The sequence below is a fragment of the Polynucleobacter arcticus genome (assembly GCF_013307205.1).
Taxonomy (GTDB): domain Bacteria; phylum Pseudomonadota; class Gammaproteobacteria; order Burkholderiales; family Burkholderiaceae; genus Polynucleobacter; species Polynucleobacter arcticus.
In genome coordinates this window covers 1525213-1542897 of record NZ_CP028940.1, presented here as the reverse complement: position 1 = coordinate 1542897, position 17685 = coordinate 1525213, and the positions used below count along the sequence as shown (strand labels likewise).

General features: G+C 45.6%; 20 protein-coding genes. 12 read left to right on the top strand and 8 right to left on the bottom strand.

Translation table 11 applies throughout. The annotated features are described in order from the left end of the window. Positions 1 to 45: 45 nt before the first annotated feature. From DN92_RS07815 to moaE, 6 genes are read left to right on the top strand one after another with little or no spacing between them, the layout of a single operon-like run. Complete coding sequence (locus tag DN92_RS07815) at positions 46 to 1305, top strand: pyridoxal phosphate-dependent aminotransferase (RefSeq protein ID WP_173960703.1); 1260 nt, start codon at positions 46 to 48, stop codon at positions 1303 to 1305. After that, on the top strand, positions 1302 to 2612 hold the full coding sequence (locus tag DN92_RS07810) for a homoserine dehydrogenase (RefSeq protein WP_173960702.1): 1311 nt from the start codon (positions 1302 to 1304) through the stop codon (positions 2610 to 2612). The genes DN92_RS07815 and DN92_RS07810 overlap by 4 nt, the downstream gene beginning before the upstream one ends. A gap of 7 nt (positions 2613 to 2619) precedes the next feature. Beyond that, a complete protein-coding gene (gene thrC, locus DN92_RS07805; RefSeq protein ID WP_173960701.1) occupies positions 2620 to 4062 on the top strand; it encodes a threonine synthase in 1443 nt (480 codons plus the stop codon). A 14-nt stretch (positions 4063 to 4076) separates the two neighbouring features. Continuing rightward, a complete protein-coding gene (locus tag DN92_RS07800; protein ID WP_173960700.1) occupies positions 4077 to 5330 on the top strand; it encodes a molybdopterin molybdotransferase MoeA in 1254 nt (417 codons plus the stop codon). Between the two features lie 14 nt (positions 5331 to 5344). Beyond that, positions 5345 to 5602 carry a molybdopterin converting factor subunit 1 gene (gene moaD / locus DN92_RS07795; RefSeq protein WP_173960699.1) on the top strand — a complete coding sequence of 86 codons (258 nt, stop codon included), beginning with the start codon at positions 5345 to 5347 and terminating at the stop codon, positions 5600 to 5602. Position 5603: 1 nt separating this feature from the next. After that, positions 5604 to 6065, top strand: a complete 462-nt coding sequence (gene moaE / locus DN92_RS07790) for a molybdopterin synthase catalytic subunit MoaE (protein WP_173960698.1) — start codon at positions 5604 to 5606, stop codon at positions 6063 to 6065. A 73-nt stretch (positions 6066 to 6138) separates the two neighbouring features. Here the strand turns inward: moaE and DN92_RS07785 are convergent, their stop codons facing one another. Continuing rightward, on the bottom strand, positions 6139 to 7860 hold the full coding sequence (locus DN92_RS07785) for an O-linked N-acetylglucosamine transferase, SPINDLY family protein (protein ID WP_173960697.1): 1722 nt from the start codon (positions 7858 to 7860) through the stop codon (positions 6139 to 6141). 2 nt (positions 7861 to 7862) lie between these two features. Then, entirely contained in the window at positions 7863 to 9188 is a 1326-nt protein-coding gene (locus DN92_RS07780; RefSeq protein ID WP_173960696.1) for a radical SAM family protein, read from the bottom strand. A 39-nt stretch (positions 9189 to 9227) separates the two neighbouring features. Here DN92_RS07780 and DN92_RS07775 point away from each other — a divergent pair, with 39 nt between their 5' ends. Beyond that, positions 9228 to 10727: an autotransporter outer membrane beta-barrel domain-containing protein gene (locus tag DN92_RS07775; protein WP_173960695.1), complete on the top strand. Its 1500-nt coding sequence runs from the start codon at positions 9228 to 9230 to the stop codon at positions 10725 to 10727. Here DN92_RS07775 and DN92_RS07770 read toward each other — a convergent pair. Then, positions 10724 to 11728, bottom strand: a complete 1005-nt coding sequence (locus DN92_RS07770) for an NAD(P)/FAD-dependent oxidoreductase (RefSeq protein WP_173960694.1) — start codon at positions 11726 to 11728, stop codon at positions 10724 to 10726. The two genes, DN92_RS07775 and DN92_RS07770, sit on opposite strands and share 4 nt — an antisense overlap. Then, a complete protein-coding gene (locus DN92_RS07765; protein WP_173960693.1) occupies positions 11725 to 12348 on the bottom strand; it encodes an alpha-ketoglutarate-dependent dioxygenase AlkB family protein in 624 nt (207 codons plus the stop codon). Before DN92_RS07765 ends, DN92_RS07770 begins: the two co-directional genes overlap by 4 nt. Positions 12349 to 12444: 96 nt before the next feature. On the opposite strand from DN92_RS07765, the gene DN92_RS07760 reads away from it, so the two are divergent. Continuing rightward, the gene (locus DN92_RS07760; protein ID WP_173960692.1) at positions 12445 to 12639 is read left to right on the top strand and encodes a hypothetical protein; all 195 of its coding nucleotides are present in this window, start codon (positions 12445 to 12447) and stop codon (positions 12637 to 12639) included. Here DN92_RS07760 and DN92_RS07755 read toward each other — a convergent pair. From DN92_RS07755 to DN92_RS07740, 4 genes are read right to left on the bottom strand one after another with little or no spacing between them, the layout of a single operon-like run. Continuing rightward, on the bottom strand, positions 12623 to 12955 hold the full coding sequence (locus DN92_RS07755) for a hypothetical protein (protein WP_173960691.1): 333 nt from the start codon (positions 12953 to 12955) through the stop codon (positions 12623 to 12625). The two genes, DN92_RS07760 and DN92_RS07755, sit on opposite strands and share 17 nt — an antisense overlap. After that, positions 12952 to 13329, bottom strand: a complete 378-nt coding sequence (locus DN92_RS07750) for a DUF4149 domain-containing protein (protein WP_173960690.1) — start codon at positions 13327 to 13329, stop codon at positions 12952 to 12954. The genes DN92_RS07755 and DN92_RS07750 overlap by 4 nt, the downstream gene beginning before the upstream one ends. Positions 13330 to 13339: 10 nt before the next feature. Continuing rightward, complete coding sequence (locus DN92_RS07745; RefSeq protein WP_173960689.1) at positions 13340 to 14209, bottom strand: oxygenase MpaB family protein; 870 nt, start codon at positions 14207 to 14209, stop codon at positions 13340 to 13342. Between the two features lie 3 nt (positions 14210 to 14212). After that, positions 14213 to 14857, bottom strand: a complete 645-nt coding sequence (locus tag DN92_RS07740) for an LON peptidase substrate-binding domain-containing protein (protein ID WP_217426019.1) — start codon at positions 14855 to 14857, stop codon at positions 14213 to 14215. Positions 14858 to 14969: 112 nt separating this feature from the next. Between DN92_RS07740 and DN92_RS07735 the strand changes: the two genes are divergently transcribed. The 4 genes from DN92_RS07735 (at position 14970) to DN92_RS07720 (ending at position 17684) form a co-directional block, all read left to right on the top strand. Continuing rightward, complete coding sequence (locus tag DN92_RS07735; RefSeq protein WP_173960688.1) at positions 14970 to 15122, top strand: hypothetical protein; 153 nt, start codon at positions 14970 to 14972, stop codon at positions 15120 to 15122. Positions 15123 to 15141: 19 nt separating this feature from the next. Continuing rightward, a complete protein-coding gene (locus DN92_RS07730; RefSeq protein WP_173960687.1) occupies positions 15142 to 15570 on the top strand; it encodes a DUF2244 domain-containing protein in 429 nt (142 codons plus the stop codon). Positions 15571 to 15669: 99 nt separating this feature from the next. Further along, positions 15670 to 16248 (top strand): RrF2 family transcriptional regulator, encoded by a 579-nt coding sequence (locus DN92_RS07725; protein WP_173960686.1) that lies wholly within the window; start codon positions 15670 to 15672, stop codon positions 16246 to 16248. 26 nt (positions 16249 to 16274) lie between these two features. Then, complete coding sequence (locus DN92_RS07720; protein WP_173960685.1) at positions 16275 to 17684, top strand: 3'-5' exonuclease family protein; 1410 nt, start codon at positions 16275 to 16277, stop codon at positions 17682 to 17684. Position 17685 lies beyond the last annotated feature (1 nt).

The following is a 17685-nucleotide window of genomic DNA, read 5'->3' as shown; positions in this document are numbered from 1 at the left end:
TAGCTGTTTTTTCCTAAATTTCAAGAACTTACCCTCTAATTTATTGTGAAACCGATCCTCAAGTCCGAAAAACTCAACCACGTCTGCTACGACATACGGGGACCCGTGCTGGAACTCGCACAGCGGATGGAAGAAGAGGGTCACAAAATCATCAAATTAAACATCGGCAATGTGGGTGTTTTCGGCTTTGATCCCCCTGAAGAGATTCAGTTGGACATGATTCGTAACTTGAGTAATGCATCAGCGTACTCCGATTCCAAGGGTATCTTTGCGGCTCGCAAAGCAATCATGCACTATTGCCAAGAAAAAGGCATTCAAGGTGTTACTTTGGATGACATCTATACCGGTAATGGTGTCTCTGAACTCATCGTTTTGGCAATGAATGCATTACTGAATAATGGTGATGAAGTGCTAGTGCCAGCTCCAGACTATCCCTTGTGGACCGCTGCAGTCAGTTTATCTGGTGGTACTCCAGTGCATTACTTATGTGATGAGTCTAAAGAGTGGGCGCCTGATTTGGCTGATCTCCGCAAAAAGATTACTCCCCAGACTAAAGCGATTGTGGTGATTAACCCTAACAATCCTACTGGTGCAATCTATTCAAAGGAAGTCTTGACAGAGTTAACCGCGATCGCTCGTGAGTTCGACTTAATCCTGTTTGCTGATGAGATTTACGACAAGATGTTGTACGACCAAGAGCAGCATATCTCTTTAGCATCCTTATCTACCGATGTTGTCACTATCACCTTTAATGGTTTGTCTAAGAACTATCGCTCTTGTGGCTATCGTGCTGGGTGGATGGTGGTATCTGGTGATAAAGAGATGATTCGAGATTACATTGAAGGTCTCAATATGTTGTCCTCGATGCGCCTGTGCGCTAACGTACCAGGTCAATACGCAATCCAAACAGCTTTGGGTGGCTATCAAAGTATTAATGATCTGGTAGCCGAGGGTGGCCGCTTGGCTAAGCAACGTGATCTTGCTTGGAAGCTCATCACAGCAATTCCTGGTGTGACTTGCGTTAAACCCAAGTCTGCTTTGTATTTATTTCCGAAGCTTGATCCAGAGATGTACCCAATCGAAGATGATCAGCAGTTTGTAGCCGACCTTCTGAAGGAAGAGAAGATATTGCTAGTTCAGGGCTCGGGCTTTAACTGGGTTAAGCCGGATCACTTCCGTGTCGTGTTCTTACCCCATGAAGATGTGATCACCGAGGCGATTGCTCGTCTTGCACGTTTTCTGGAGCGTTATCGTCAAAAACACAGTCGCAAAGCGGCTCATTCAACAGCAACAAAGGCATTATGAAACCGATTCAAGTTGGGCTATTAGGTATTGGCACTGTAGGTGCTGGAGTATTCACTGTTCTCGAACGCAATCAAGATGAAATTACTCGTCGCGCTGGTCGAGGTATTCGCATTAATACCGTTGCCGATCTCAATGTAGAACGTGCTAAAGAGTTAGTCAAAGATCACGCGCAAGTCGTGAGTGATGCCCGTGCTGTTATCAACAATCCTGAGATCGATATTGTTGTAGAGTTGATTGGTGGTTACGGTGTTGCTAAAGATCTAGTGCTTGAAGCGATTGCTGCTGGTAAGCACGTAGTGACAGCCAATAAAGCATTGATCGCTGTTCATGGTAATGAGATCTTTAAAGCTGCGCACGAAAAAGGTGTGATGGTGGCATTCGAAGCGGCCGTTGCAGGCGGTATTCCGATTATTAAAGCTTTGCGTGAGGGCTTAACTGCTAACCGCATTGAGTGGATTGCCGGCATCATCAATGGCACAACAAACTTCATTCTTTCAGAGATGCGCGATAAAGGGCTAGACTTTGCAACGGTCTTGAAGGAAGCGCAGCGTTTGGGTTATGCGGAAGCAGATCCCACGTTTGATATTGAAGGCGTAGATGCGGCCCATAAAGCAACCATCATGAGCGCAATCGCCTTTGGTATCCCGATGCAGTTTGAAAAAGCGCATGTTGAAGGTATTACTAAATTAGATGCTATTGATATTAAATATGCTGAGCAGTTGGGCTATCGCATCAAGTTATTGGGTATCGCCAAAAAGACGGTTACTGGTGTAGAGCTGCGTGTTCATCCGACATTAATTCCGACGAAGCGTTTGATTGCTAACGTTGAGGGCGCGATGAACGCCGTTCAAGTATTTGGTGATGCAGTAGGTACCACGCTTTACTACGGTAAGGGCGCTGGTTCAGAACCCACCGCTTCAGCAGTGATTGCCGATTTAGTAGATATCACGCGTTTATTGGGTGCAAGCCCTGAAAGTCGGGTTCCTTACCTCGCATTCCAGCCGGATGCAGTACGTGATATCGCCGTATTGCCGATGGGTGAAATCACCACCAGTTATTACTTACGTCTGCGTGTAGCCGATCAAGCTGGCGTGCTGGCTGACATAACCAAGATCTTAGCCTCCCACGGCATCTCGATTGATGCGCTATTACAAAAAGAGGCGGATGAGGGCGAGAGTCAAACAGATTTAGTTGCTCTAACTCATGAGACGAAAGAAAAGCACATGCTGGCAGCAATTCAAGAAATTCAGAATCTGAAAACTGTCGCTGGCGCAGTTGTGAAGATCCGTTTAGAAAATCTGTCCTAAGATAATCATGCGTTACCAATCGACTCGCGGCAATAGCCCACAACAATCCTTTCTAGAAATTCTGCTTGGTGGCTTGGCCCCAGACGGCGGCTTGTATTTACCGGCCGAATATCCGCAGGTGAGCAAAGAGCAATTGGATTCTTGGCGCGGCTTGTCTTATGCTGACCTTGCGTATGAAGTGTTGAGTCTATATTGCGACGATATTCCTGAGGCAGACTTGCGCACTCTATTGCGTAAAACGTATACAGAGCAAGTGTATTGCAACGGCCGTGCTCAAGATAATGCCAAAGACATTACGCCAGTTCATTGGCTAGGTGAAGAGCAGGGTACACGGATTGGTTTACTGAGCTTATCGAATGGTCCAACATTGGCATTCAAAGACATGGCAATGCAGTTGCTTGGTAATCTCTTTGAATATGCCCTCAAGAAAAAAGGTCAAAAGCTCAATATTTTGGGCGCTACCTCTGGGGATACTGGAAGTGCTGCTGAGTATGCAATGCGGGGCAAAGCAGGTGTTACCGTCTTTATGCTTTCGCCGCGCGGCAAGATGAGTTCGTTTCAGTCTGCGCAAATGTATTCTTTACAAGATCCGAATATTTTTAACTTAGCAGTGGCTGGTGTATTTGATGATTGTCAGGATATTGTGAAGGCAGTCAGTAACGACCACAGTTTTAAAGCCAATCACCAAATCGGCACAGTGAACTCGATTAATTGGGGTCGTGTTGTGGCTCAGGTGGTGTACTACTTCCAAGGTTATTTGCTTGCCACCAAGTCCAGCACAGAAAAAGTTTCCTTTACAGTGCCATCAGGTAATTTTGGCAATATTTGTGCCGGTCATATTGCTCGCATGATGGGCTTACCGATTGCGCATCTCATTGCCGCTACGAATGAGAACGACGTCCTCGATGAGTTCTTCCGTACGGGCGTTTACCGTGCACGTAAGTCTGCCGAGACTTTGCATACCTCTAGCCCCTCTATGGATATTTCTAAGGCGAGCAACTTTGAACGCTTTATCTTTGATCTTATGGGTCAGGATGGCAAGGTTACTGCAGGTATGTTTAAGCAAGTAGACGAGGCTGGTGGATTTGATATTTCAAAAGATGCTGTCTATGCAGAAATTGCGAAGTATGGCTTTCAGTCAGGCCGCAGCACGCATGAGAATCGTCTGGAAACGATTCGCAATGTAGATGCGCAGTATGGCGTCATGATTGATACGCATACAGCTGATGGCATCAAAGTCGCCAGAGAACATTTACAGCCAGGCATTCCGATGTTGGTGTTGGAGACTGCCTTGCCAATTAAGTTTGAAGAAACGATTGAAATCGCTTTGGGACGTCCCGCAGATTGCCCGGCAGCATTTAAAGATATCAAGTCTTTGCCACAGCGCGTTGAAAATATCGATGCCGACGTCAATCAAGTAAAAGCATTTATTACAACGCATCTCAACTAAATACATAAAGCACAATGACTAAGCCACCGATGTTGACTGCTCAGCAGGCTTTAGATCACTTACTCTCACACGCAAAGACCGTGGCTGAAACTGAAACGTTGGCGACGCAAGCTGCATTGGGTCGTGTGCTTGCCCAAAGCGTGAATAGTTTGGTTGATGTGCCGCCGCTGGATAACACGTCGATGGATGGTTATGCTGTGCGGACTGCAGATACTCAAATCCCCGGCAGTACTCTAACGATTGCGCAACGGATTCCGGCGGGCTCGATGGGCACGCAACTTGAGCCGGGTACTGCCGCCAGGATATTTACTGGCGCACCAGTTCCACCCGGTGCTGACGCTGTAGTCATGCAAGAAGACTGCGCAGTTCCCGAGGGGTCTGTGAATCAGGTGCAAGTGAATATCGCACCAACATCAGGCCAATGGATTCGTCGGCGGGGTGAGGATTTAACGGCAGGAAAGACTGCATTAACCGCAGGCACTTTTCTTCGCCCACAAGAATTGGGTATGGCTGCCTCAGCGGGCTTAACGCATTTAAATGTGAAGCGTAAAGTGAAGGTTGCTGCATTTTTCACCGGCGATGAACTCTCATTGCCTGGCGAGCCGCTCAAACCCGGTGGTATTTACAACTCCAATCGCGATACCTTGTTGGCGTGCATTAAATCCTTGGGTTGTGATGCAACGGACTTTGGCATTGTTCCCGACAGCCTCAGCGCCACACGAGAGACCTTGCGCAAGGCTAGCAAAGACCATGACCTAATCATCACTTCTGGTGGCGTATCTGTGGGTGAAGAAGATCACATCAAGCCGGCAGTGACCGCTGAGGGTAGATTAGATCTCTGGCAAATTGGTATTAAGCCCGGCAAGCCTTTGGCTTTTGGTGCCGTGCGTAAGTCGGATGATGCAAAGAGTGGTGCGGCAGAGGCAGAAACTTGGTTTATTGGCTTGCCTGGTAACCCAGTTTCGAGTTTTGTGACCTTCTTATTATTTGTACGCCCATTCATTCTGAAGTTGCAAGGACGGGATGCGAGCCTTCCTCAGGCCTACCCAATGCGCGCCGATTTTGATTGGCTCAAAGCCGATCGTCGTAATGAATTCCTGCGAGTCAAGATCAATGCGCAGGGTGGTTTAGATCTATTTCCGAATCAAAGCTCTGGGGTGCTCACCAGCGCCTCCTGGGGCGATGGTTTGGTGGACTGTCCTCCAAATCAGCCGATTCAATCCGGGGATATGGTGAAATACATTCCCTTTAATGCGCTTCTTTCTTAAGCGGATCAGCATTTATGAAAATCCAATTACGATTCTTTGCCTCACTCCGTGAAGGCTTGGGTATTGCTGAAGAGAGTATTACTGCTCCAGAGCCAGTTAAGACGATTGCCGATTTGCGGGGCTATCTCATTGAGCGTGGCAATCCTTGGTCTGAGGTATTGGCGAGCAAAAAAGTAATTCGTTGTGCCCTTAATCAAGAGATGGTGAAGGAGTCCACTCTCCTGCTGGAGGGTGCTGAAGTAGCCTTCTTTCCCCCGGTAACTGGTGGCTAATATGCAAAATGATTTCATTCGCATTCAAGAGGCTGACTTTGATTTAACAACTGAAGTCACAACGCTTCGCAAGGATGATCCTCGCGTAGGTGCAGTAGTGACTTTCGTGGGTACAGTACGCGATCTCAATGACGGTAGCCAAGTCAAAGGCATGACGCTAGAACACTATCCTGGGATGACAGAAAAATCTCTTGAGGAAATCATTACTCAAGCCAGAGGCCGTTGGGATATTTATAAAACCCTTGTGATTCATCGAGTAGGGCTATTAATGCCCGAAGACCAAATAGTGTTGGTAGCAGTTACTAGCGCTCACAGAGGGGAGGCATTCGCTGCCTGTGAGTTCATCATGGACTATCTCAAAACGGCCGCACCGTTCTGGAAAAAAGAAGATACCCCGGAAGGTGCAAGATGGGTTGATGCCCGTGTGACTGACGATACTGCAATGGCACGTTGGAATCTATAGCAATCTGATCTGAAACTTCACTACTAAGTAATGCCATGGGGCGCCACTCGGTAGCAATACGATTCAGCAGTAGTTACTGGCCTTCATGATAAATCTCAGTAATTAACTGCGAAAAGTGAGAGGTGAATAGTTTTGGGTTACCTAGAGCGCTACTTGCAATTCGTTCCCGCATCGTAGAGCGCCAATTCGAGAGTCTTTCTATGTCGCTTGATAGTTTTTTTGCTTGCTCCACAAACTCGGAAATATCATTTGCTATGCACTCATTGAGGTGAAGTTCATTAAGGATACTTGCTGTTTGATTTGAGGCAGGGCTTTTACCGGTCCTCGTAATCACAGGCACACCCATCGATAGGGCCTCGCAACTAGTGGTTGCCCCTGAAAATGGATAGGTATCCAATGCAATATCCACCTCATTATAAAAATGGAAAAGTGATTCATGGTCGCAATCTGGATACAGTTCAACTCGTGAGTTGGGAATGCCATGCGACAAGAATAACTTTCTAATATGGTCTCTTAGTTGGCTATCGCGCAACGTTCTCCATCGCAACTGAATTCTAGATTCAGGTATTGCCTCTAAAGTTTTTGCCCACATCTCAATACATTCATTACTAATTTTGGACGTGCTACTAAAGCTGCAAAAAGTGATAATGCCATTTGCTATTGCCGGTAGTGCAGTAATCTGAGGGATGTAAGGCGGAGGTGTGTAGCAAAAGCGTGAGCATGGTAAATGATGGATGCGTTCTGAAAAAACTCCATCTGGTACGCCAGTTAAATGCCATTGATCGAAAATTACACCATCCATTTTGCTCATATAGGTTGATGCGAAGTAGCCTAGATAACTTAATTGAATTGGCGCTATTCTTTGGTTAAATATCGATAGTCTGTTATTGGCGGTATGTCCAGATAAGTCAATCAAAACATCAATCTGAGCTGCTTGAATCTTTTGAATTAAGTCTACATCTGCTAAGTGCTCAACAAAGTAAAAATCCGAAGCGGCGGCAATAAGGTCATGGGTTAACTGATCTGTTTTGGAATTGGTATAGAAAATAGTAGTTGAAAAAGATTCACTCAGCTCTTTTAGCAAGCCAATAAAAAACCATCCAACAGGATGTTGGTACATATCTCCAGAAATAAATCCTACTCGAATGTTATCCGTTGACTTCTTATTGATAGCCATAACATTTTCTTCTTGATTAACCTTCCTTATTTCTTTTTTAGCAGTAGAAATATAGTTTTCAGGTGATGCATGGTAATTTGAAAGCATCAATAGATTGGAGATAGTGCTGTTGTCAAACTGTTTATTGATGATTCTTTTGGAGAGTAAATCTAAAGCTTTGGGAGTTTGAATTTGCTCACAAAGGCTAATGGCAAGATTGTTAACATCACCCGGGCTTAATTTTTCCTCCTCAATTCCATTAAATAGGGCGGATGCTTTAGTGGGCAACCCAACCCCAAGATAGGCGCTTGATAGTGCGGTCCTCGCGCGCTCATGACAGGAGCTTAGAATAAGTGATTGGAGAATAGGAATAGACTCTGCAAAGCGACCTTGTGCAAGATTGATATTGGCCTTCTGAAGTTGAACCTCTTCTGGTAGCTTGAAATCCACATGCTCTAGTTGCTTTACAACCACGAGAGCCTCATCAAGCTTTTGAAGGCCCATCAGGGCTGATGAGAGCTCAAGGTATAGGATGAAATCCGTTGGAGAATTTGCTATTAGCTCTTGATATTGAGTTGCAGCCAAATCAAAGCGCTGTAATTTTAAATTTTCTCGAGCAGATTGGACATCAAATTGCATGTCTAAAGATCCTGAATGGTAAGGTGTAGATTGTTATTCATGCAGGTGGAGCAGAAGGAGTGACCATATTTTAATTGCTCAAGTTCGACCCTGTTTTTTTCTAAAAAATAGGTTTTTTTATCTACTGTATCCGAGAGGTCTTTTGTTGTGCCGCAACATAAAGAAACTGAGCCGTCATAATTTATTGCAGTCATGTTAAATCGTAACTCACAATCCATATTCCCCGATCTTCTAAGCTTGTTATTCTCTGTGATCGTCTTTGGATGCAAGAAAAGTTGCTGTTCTATTCCCAAAGCGTTATCACCTAAATTTTTGATGAGAGAATACGCTTTTTCGATTGGTGCCATGATTGCATATGAAGGGCGGTATCCAAAACCATAGTCATCCGCAAGTGCTTTGATCTGTTGCATCTCCTCAATGGTATTTTTATAGAGATGATGGCCCACCCATATTTCAGTAGATGCTTGATATTTATCTCTAGCTTCAGCTAGTTTTTCAAAATTGCTAATGACTACTTGAATATCCCCGCGTTCATGGGTGACTTCATAAACTTCCTGCTTCAAACTAGAAATAGATACTTTAAATCGATTGGGGTTGGCCTCCATCACCTGCTCAATTCGATCCGATATATTTAAGTTGCTCGAAATAAAGGAGGTTAGATTCTTTTCTCGTATCTGTTTGATGAAATCTGGTAAGTGTGGATTCAGGAGTGGCTCACTCCAATTGAAAAGCCAAATATCCGGATTGTGGTTTGGATTTTCTCTGCAAATCTTTTCAAGAATCTCCAAAAATAACTTCGGCTGCATGATTCCTTTTGGCATCTGACTTTGATTACCAACCGGGCACGTGGGACAACGTAAATTGCATCCACCCACAACATCTATTGCGTATACATAGGAGGATGACTCTATTGGGTGATAGCGCTCTAAAAGCTGATTTTTTTCTGGACTGAAAATCGTTTTTTCTAAATATGCTGGAATCTCAACTTGTCTTTTGAGTTCGCTCAATGCCGGGAAATGGAGTTGATTCAGCTCGGCAAATCTCACCCACTCCTCTGCATGTTTCTTGTATGCGTTAGATAGGAGAATTTGTATCACCAACTCAACAGCTTTATTGCGGTCTATTTCATTTTTACTATCTTGCGCAAAAGAGTCCTTAATGAACTGATCGCCTCTGAGATCAGATTTTCGCAATAGAAGGGTTCCCAAGTTAAACAGAGCGCCGGCCTGATTGGGGTTTATCTGGAGTGCAGCAATATAGAGGTTTTCAGCCTTTTCTGTTAAATTGAGCCGGTAGCATTCAGCGGCTTCTGACAGTAATTGATTCAAAGTTTGGGCGCTCATACTAATAATTTACTGCTAATCACTATGAAACCCCCTAAATCCTCATCACTGAACCTATTTCTTGTTGGAATTTCTGCATCGAGCGGTGTTTTTGCGGCCAATTGTTTTCCTGGCTCTTTTAGCTCTAATGGTACTGATATCCCCACAGCCTGCACTCCTGCGCCTGCTGGCTCTTATGTCAATTTTGCAGGTGCAACTGCAGCAACCTTAACATCGCCAGGAACGTATCAACCGAATGCCGGTCAAACATCGGCTCTCCAGGCTACTCCCGGTTACTACGTTCCGTTTGCAGGTGCTACTGAGGCGACTTTGGCACCAGTTGGGCGCTATGTTTCAGTTTCTGGTGCATCTGTTGCCACTCAGGCACCTGCAGGTTATTTCGTGGCGGTTACTGGCGCTACTCAAGCGACACCATCACCAGTTGGGTCCTACGTTTCTGTTTCTGGCGCATCCGCTGCCACCTACGCTCCTGTCGGGAGTTATGTCGCCACCACTAGCCAAACTTCGGCGACTCAGACTGCCCCTGGTTTTTACACATACGCTCCTGGCGCCTCTAGTCAGGTTCCTGCCGGCCTAATGGCTGGGCCACTTAACTCTACTATTAGAGCTAATGAGGCTAGTATTCGAGATGCCAGCCTCATGATTGAGGATAAGAGTGATGCAACGATTAAGTCATCTTTCTACTATCAGGGTGGTTCAGTTGATCAGGTGGGTCAGTCCTCAGGGGCCAAGCAAAATATTTCTTTTTGGGGTTTAAATCTCATGGGCAATATTTTTGGCGGAAAAGATGACCCTGCGGGAGTTCTGGCGAATGTAAGCTCAATAAATTATTCCGCTGGCTCAGATGGAAGTGGCAATGGACTGGGCTTAAGCGTAGGCTTATTTAAAAAGGTACAGATTGAAGCAGTTAAATTGGTTGGAACCCTACTTTTCGGTAACTATAACTACAACAGCACCCGACAGAACCTGACACAGAGCACAGTTTCAGGCTCATCTGCAAATATTCAAAGTGCGACTGGCAATACCAATGTCAATACTTACGGTGTTAACGTATTAGGTTCGATTCCTGTAGCTAGAGCATTGCCAAATCTAGATGGTTTTTTAAATGTAGCAGTTACCAATTATGCGTACAAGGGCATGAACGAGTCGGTGAGTGGTGCAGGAGGAAATCCTAGTGCAGGCCTTAATACCTCATCAATGAGTTATGTATCTGTGCCTGCCACTCTTGGCTTGAAATACTCCCTCATGGATGCATCCAATGAGTACAGTCTCGGGTCTATTTCAGTTGGCTATAAGTACGACTTTGGAAAATCATCGAGCTTGAATATGTCCACACAATCTAGCCCTGGCTACCAGTTTGGATTGCCGATTGCTTTAACCAACGCTCGCGCTACTGTAATTGAGATTTCTTCAGCCAACTATGAGTTAAAGAAAGATTTAAGCTTATCGGCCGCAATCTCTACGGAGTTTTCTAGCGCTTACTCGTTTTATCAGGGCAGCTTACGGTTACGTAAATCCTTTTAAATACTGCTTTGTGTAGACCTATTTATTTCAGACGCTAACTCCAGTCCACTAAGCCAGGCGCCTTCGACTCTGCCGCCATGAAGCCAGTCTCCACAAAGTCCTAAACCGATATCCGGTAGCGAAAGATAGCCAATTGCATTCTCCAGTCCGCCGCTCGCGTAGCGCCAGCGGTGCATGCTGATTTCAGAATCTTGACAGTGAACCCCTAGCCTCGTTAAACATGCCAGCATTTGCTCTTGAGCTTCTTCCTTACTGAGCTCGACATGCTCTTGGCTCCAATTCGGATTGCCGTGAATAGTCCAGGTTTGGCCTTGACGCATCGGCTTAGATCCATTTTGACAAATCCAGCTAATGATTTCTTGATTGATAAAGGCTGCATCAAAGTCTGTCATTGTTTGCTTGGGAAAATGCGCCATCATCGTCCAGCAGGCCTGCATCTGTGCTGAAGTGGTGATAGTGGCGACTCGAGCGTCAAGATCGTTCGCTAAAGCGCTAGCCTGAGGAGCGGGTATCGCCAATACGACAAAATCATACAGCCCTAAAATTTCATCTTCCTCGCCGCATCGAAGAGACCACTGGTCACCTTTTCGCTCTAATCTTGAAATTGTTTTCTCATATTGAATGGACATACTCTCAGCCAAATACTTTCCGGGTGAGTTCATATTGGGAATGCCAACATAGCGAACGTCTGGTGAGCTGCTATCACGCCATGCCTTGTTCTCGTACACCTTAAGTTTGGGCATCCAGATATCGGCAGTACTAGCCTGAATCCAGCTTTGTACTTCCTGAATAAAACGAGGATCTCGAGCTGTGAAATATTGGGCGCCATGATCTGCGGACCAATCTTGCGTACGACGTGTACTCATACGTCCACTGGGGCCGCGACTTTTTTCAAAGATATCAACGGACATGCCCAATGCTTGTAATGCTTTTGCGCAAGAGAGGCCTGCAATTCCTGCGCCAATCACTGCCACCTTTTGAATTGCTCTATTGGAGTTCATATTTTAGAAAGTATTTTTCGAAAGGTCAGGTTGATTCGGGGGCTCATGACGGTTTTGGTCTTCAGTAAGCTGTGATGCCAATATTCCTGAATAGGTGGATGCATGATCAGTAGACTCCCATTTTCCAGAAAGAGGGCATTGGTGGTTTTATCCTGCTTATGACGAAAGGCAAACTTGCGTCGAGCACCTAGGCTGATTGATGCAATCGGATTACTGTTATCCAACTCTTTCTCATCGTCGCTATGCCACCCCATACCCTCTTGACCGGTGTGATACAGATTGAGTAAGCAAGAGTTGTAGGTATGGCCAGTGACTTGTTCTAACTTCTGCTTTATTTGTAGTAACTCGTCGGTCCAATTCTGGGGTTGTTTTGGAACTCCAGAGTAGGTGTAACTGCAATCAGGATCTCCTACCCAGGCTACCTTTCTACTAGTGGTAACCAGTTTTCCAAACATCTGAATGCGATCTGATTCCCAGCTCAGCGAGCTCAATAGCTTTTCAAATAAGTGGTCAGAAGTATCAGCATCATAAAAATGGTTGAAATACTCAGCTCGCCCATCTTTTGCCAGGATGACTATGGGTTCAGATGGGCTCTGGGTTTGAAATAACAGGTTTTGCATGGCTAGATGAATCGGGCTGAAGGGATGAGTGCGCTATTTGGTTAAAAACTCTAGAATAGGCCTCATTATGAATTGTTCAGGATGAAAAGGTGAATCATGAAAGCACCAGATAAACGTTGTTGTGGTTCCGGCGTCTGCATCATTAACGATGCGGGGGAGTGCTGGTGTGGCCAGGTATGGGATGGCGAGAAAATGAGTGCACCACCCCTGATGTCAGCAAAAACGAGTTCTTTAGACTCTAGTGCCGATCTTAAAGATGTGCACTCTAAAGACGCTAAACCTGAGTCTTAGGATCTTCTTTTAAGCAAACCTTGCCAGCAGCTTGTTCTGCCGTCTTAAACCATTCTGGACGACTCTTGCTTTGATTGAGCTCTTTCAGTTGAGCGGCACTGAGACTGTTGCTAAGTTGGCGTGCCGTGCAGTCACAGAAGTCATTGAACGTCCCAGCAGAAATGCCTTTTAATTTAGCGTGCACTTGCATCTGCTCTTTGACACAAGACTCTTTGTAGCCAGGGCTAACTTGAGTTGTATTTACCTGTTGAGCCTGTGCAGGGGATAGTGCAGTAACAAACAAGCCGATAGAGATGATTAGGGTAGATAGTCTCATAGTGAAATAGCCAGCAGGTAAATAAAGATACCGAGTTGAATCACATTAATCACGACGCTTAAGCCATGTAAGACATGGAACTGCTTATTTCTCCCCTCATCTTTTGCTGCATTAATTCTTCCGGTGAGAAAAAATAATGTGAAAGCGAACAGAATCACACAGGCGATCAGGTAGAGCCTGTTAACAGGATCTTGCTCAGTAAATACGGTTACTAGAGTAACTAGGCCTAAAAAAGCATAGTATTTTGGGAAAAAGTTTCGGACATATTTACTGGACCACTCTACGGGCAATACTTTAAATACGGTAGGGGCTACGACAACAGTAAAGAACAGCATGATTCCCACCATGCCTGCAATAAGATAATTTGTGATCATGATTGATTTTTCATAAGGATGATCCGTAAACCCTACGGAGGGAGTGGGCGGCTACGCCGTCCTTTAATGCTTCTCTGACGGGGATTGCCATCAGTCGAATGGTGGAACGCATCGCCAGTCGCTCTAATCGACTTGGTACTGGACGATGAATGATGGGGTATACCCAATTTGGTAGATTCAGAAAACCTGCGCCAGTAATCATTTTGACAAATGGCCTGGAGATGAGATTACTTGGAAAGCTATCGAGGAGACCGATGATACTTTTGGCCCTCTCTCCATAATGTAGTTGATCGCGGTAATGTTGTATTGCCAACTGAGTGCCATCATAAGTATTGGGTAAATCAATAGCGCCCAATCTCTCCCCAAGCATTTTCATTTCCGCAAAGTACTGATTTTTTTGCTGGGCATGAAGAGATTCACTTCGGTATGACTCATAGGAACTCATAAAGCTAAAGGTTTCAGTCAGATGAACCCATGCTAGCAAGTTCGGATCATCTGCCCTGTAGGGTTGGTTAAATTCATCGAATCCCGTGACTTTTTGATGAATCTGATTGACGCGATGAATGGCATTGTTGGCCATTTCATTGGAGCCATAGGTCGTTGCGGCAATAAAGAATGCAGTCCTGCCTAATCTACCTTTCAGATCCTCTCTGAAAGTCGAGTGATCCCACACTCCAGCGAGTGCTTTAGGGTGCAGGGCCTGCAGTACCAAGGAGCTGATGCCGCCGATCATCATTGAAACAAAATCTGCATGCACCTTCCAGGCTATGGACTCGGGGCCAAAAAAGCCTCGATCGCCGGCGGGGGATAAAAAAGCGATCGGCGGGCCTCCGCCGCCCACCATTTGTCGAATAGATCGACGAATGAGTTCATCAATCATTTTTTAATGCATGACGATGTTGTGCAAGCCATCTTCCTCGATGATTTCTGAAATCAAATCGAGTCGAATTCTGGGGTTACTTTGCGCAAGTAAGTGATTCTTCTGCGCGAGGGGGAGTGGTAGTAATTCAGCCAACCGATTAGAGACCCAGCCACAATCATCGGGATTTGCTGGCATCCTAAATGCGCCATCTCCCAATAGATCTTCACTTTTAATAATAGACATGATCTCCTGCAGGAGCGAGGCTACCTTTTCATGTTCTTTTGGTAATGGGATTTCAGGGTCAGCGGCAATCAGCTCAATCTGGCCCATCCACAAACCATCAGACTCTTGTCGGAGATTGAGTACTTTGAATCGTTGTATTCCATAAGACTTGGTCATATAGAGGGCTGGCTGAATTGGATCAAATTCCTCTAATGTTGCCAAGGTACCAATATCAGAAAAGTGCGCTACGGAAGTATCTGAGTCAACGGCTTTGTCAGCCAGAATGCTGATTACTCCATAGGGGGTATTTTCGCGAAGGCAACGCTTCATCATGTCTAAGTAGCGTGCTTCAAAAATTTTGAGCGCAATGATGCCACCCGGAAATAGGGTGGTTCCCAGAGGAAATAAGGGAATCCAGCTAGCGGTTAAAGAGGGTTTTGTCATCCGTTTAATTTAAAGGATTTACGTTTAGTTTGCTGAGTACTTGAAATAGCGCCATGTTCAGCAGTAATTTGGGATTTCAGCTAAATTGCTACCTATTCACAGGAGAATAAACATGATGCAAAAATTGCGAGTTAAGCTTGCGCGTTGGATTTTGGGCAAGCATTGCCCCTGCTATCAGATGGGTTACCACACCATGGTCGATTTTCAGCAGCGTAGCGCTGATCAGCTTGAGAAGGCCAAACAGGCCAAAGCTGCCACCAATTAACCGTTGACAATTTTCCAGCATGAAAACTTGGAAAATGCGGCGAAATTGTTCGCTGACACCCTCTCAGTTGCTCAAGTTCTATTTGGGTCTGGTTTGTCTGTCAGTTACCGTAGCCACCGGTTTTTTATTGGTCGGGGTAAAGATGATTCTGATCTTCACTGCAATCGAGCTGACTGCAGTGACAATCGGTTTTTTGGTGTACTGCAGACATGCCTTGGATTTTGAGCAGATAGAGATCAGCGGTACCCGTTTGGTGGTGAAGAAGTTCATCGCCTATAAAGAAACCGTGATTGAATTTAATACCCGCTGGGCCAGACTGTCTCAGCCGCAAGAGCGTGAAAAAACTTTCTCTATAGCGCAGACGGGGCAAAGCGTTGAGCTTGGTCAGTTTTTAAGACCTGAGCAATTGCGAAGTTTGATTGCTGAGATCAGACCTTACTTGGGTTGATGACAACCATAAGTAAAAAAGGGTTAAAGCTCAGTGCTCGGCAGAAATCGGCGTTCAACCCGATACTGAATGTAATTCAACATAATTGCTAAATTCAACATGAACGTAAATACAGCTGTGAGGGCCGCACTCAATACTTTGGTCGATATCGCTTCGCATTCGGGTAGCGTTCACCCAGTAACCGGCCTAGAGTTGGCACAACGTCAAAAACTATCGATCAGCAGGATTGAGTTGCTATTAAGTGCCTTACGTGCCGCCGGAATCGTTAAGGGTACAAAGGGGCGTAACGGCGGCTATACGCTCTTGCAAGACCCCCGAATGGTCACTATTAAAGACGTGGTGTTGGCCATGAACTACATAAAAAAACGCAAGGTTGAGGCCTGCGATGTGGCAAGCGAGTTGTATCAATCCCTTGAGACTTACATGCTTGGCTGTATGGCCAATGTGAGCCTCTCCGATGCTATCAAGGACTACGTACCTCGATTTAGTGAGGCTAAGGCAGCTCCGGAGCGTCAGACGATTTCTTACGCACCAGCTTATTCAGAAATTAAAATCGATAAGCCAGTCAAGGGCGAGGTTCAGCGAGTCATTAAGGCACCTTTTAAGAAGGTGGAGGATGTTCCGCTAGGACCAAACTCCATATTTAGCTTTGGTGACTATCTGCACAAATCCAGTTAAAGCTGAGATGATTCGCAAAATCTGGCATGTCCTTGAGTGATCAGGAATATCCCCCATTAGCCTTTGTTGATATTGAGACAACAGGCTCTCATTTTGAGCGTGATCGCATTACCGAAGTGGGTATCAAATCTCTGATTCATGATCAGGTAGATACTTGGGAAAGTCTCATCAATCCCCAAGCATTTATTCCGCAAAATATCCAAAGCTTAACCGGCATCCGGCCGGAGATGGTAGGTCGCCAGCCGCCTTTTGAAGACTTGGCTACAGAGATTGCTCGAGAGCTCGAGGGCAAAATCTTTGTAGCCCATAACGCACGATTTGACTATGGGTTTTTAAAGGCATCTTTTAAGCGGGTAGGCATCGACTTTAAGCCCAAAGTGCTGTGTACCGTGAAACTCTCCAGATTATTATTTCCAGAGCAGCCGAGACACAATCTCGACACCATTATCAGTGCTCATGGCCTACAGATTAGCGCACGTCACCGCGCATTGGGCGATGCTGATTTGCTTCTCCAATTTTGGCGAGTGTGCGAGGCTAAGCTCGGTCGTGAAGCGCTTCTTAAGGCAGTAAATCAACTGATCGGCAATGCGAGCTTGCCGCCCAATATTGATAAAGCACTGGTGGATTTGATTCCAGAAAAGCCGGGTTGCTATATTTTTTATGGCGAGAATCAAGTTCCGCTGTATATCGGTAAGAGTATTTCCTTACGCAGCAGGGTGATGGGACATTTTCAGGGGGCGCTCACCTTGCGAAAGGAAATGAAGCTCTCCTTACAAATCAGGGATATCGATTGGATTGAGACTAGCGGGGAATTGGGCGCCCTGATTCTGGAGTCGCGCCTCATTAAAGAACGTATGCCCAGCATGAACATTAAATTACGCCGATCCAAAGACCTCTGCGCTTGGAAATTAGAATTGGATCAGGATGGCGTGCTAACGCCGAGCCTAGTCGGTCACCGTGAATTAGATCCCGGAGTTCAAGAAAATCTGTATGGCTTGTTCTACAGCAAAAGAGAGGCTAACTCTTATCTCAAAGCCATTGCAAAAAAATATCGACTCTGTGAGGCGCTACTTGGCTTGGAGAAGCGTATTGAGGGCAAGGCTTGCTTTGGTTACCAGGTAAAGCAATGTGGGGGTGCGTGCATTGGAGACTCCCCCATTGAGTTGCACAATCTACAACTCAAAACTACCTTGGAATTGTTTCAGGTTCAGGTTTGGCCATATTCAGGCCCCATTGCGATCAAAGAAGCTGGCCATATGCATGTAGTGGATCGATGGCGTTATCTGGGTACCGCAATCAACGAGGAAGAGCTCTATGAGTTGGCTGACTCAGGAGAGGGCGAGTTTGACTTGGATATCTACAAGATCTTAAAAAAAGCATTGGCAGGAAACTTCAAGAGTCAGGTGATCCCTTTAGGGGTTCAGGGTGCTGCGTAGG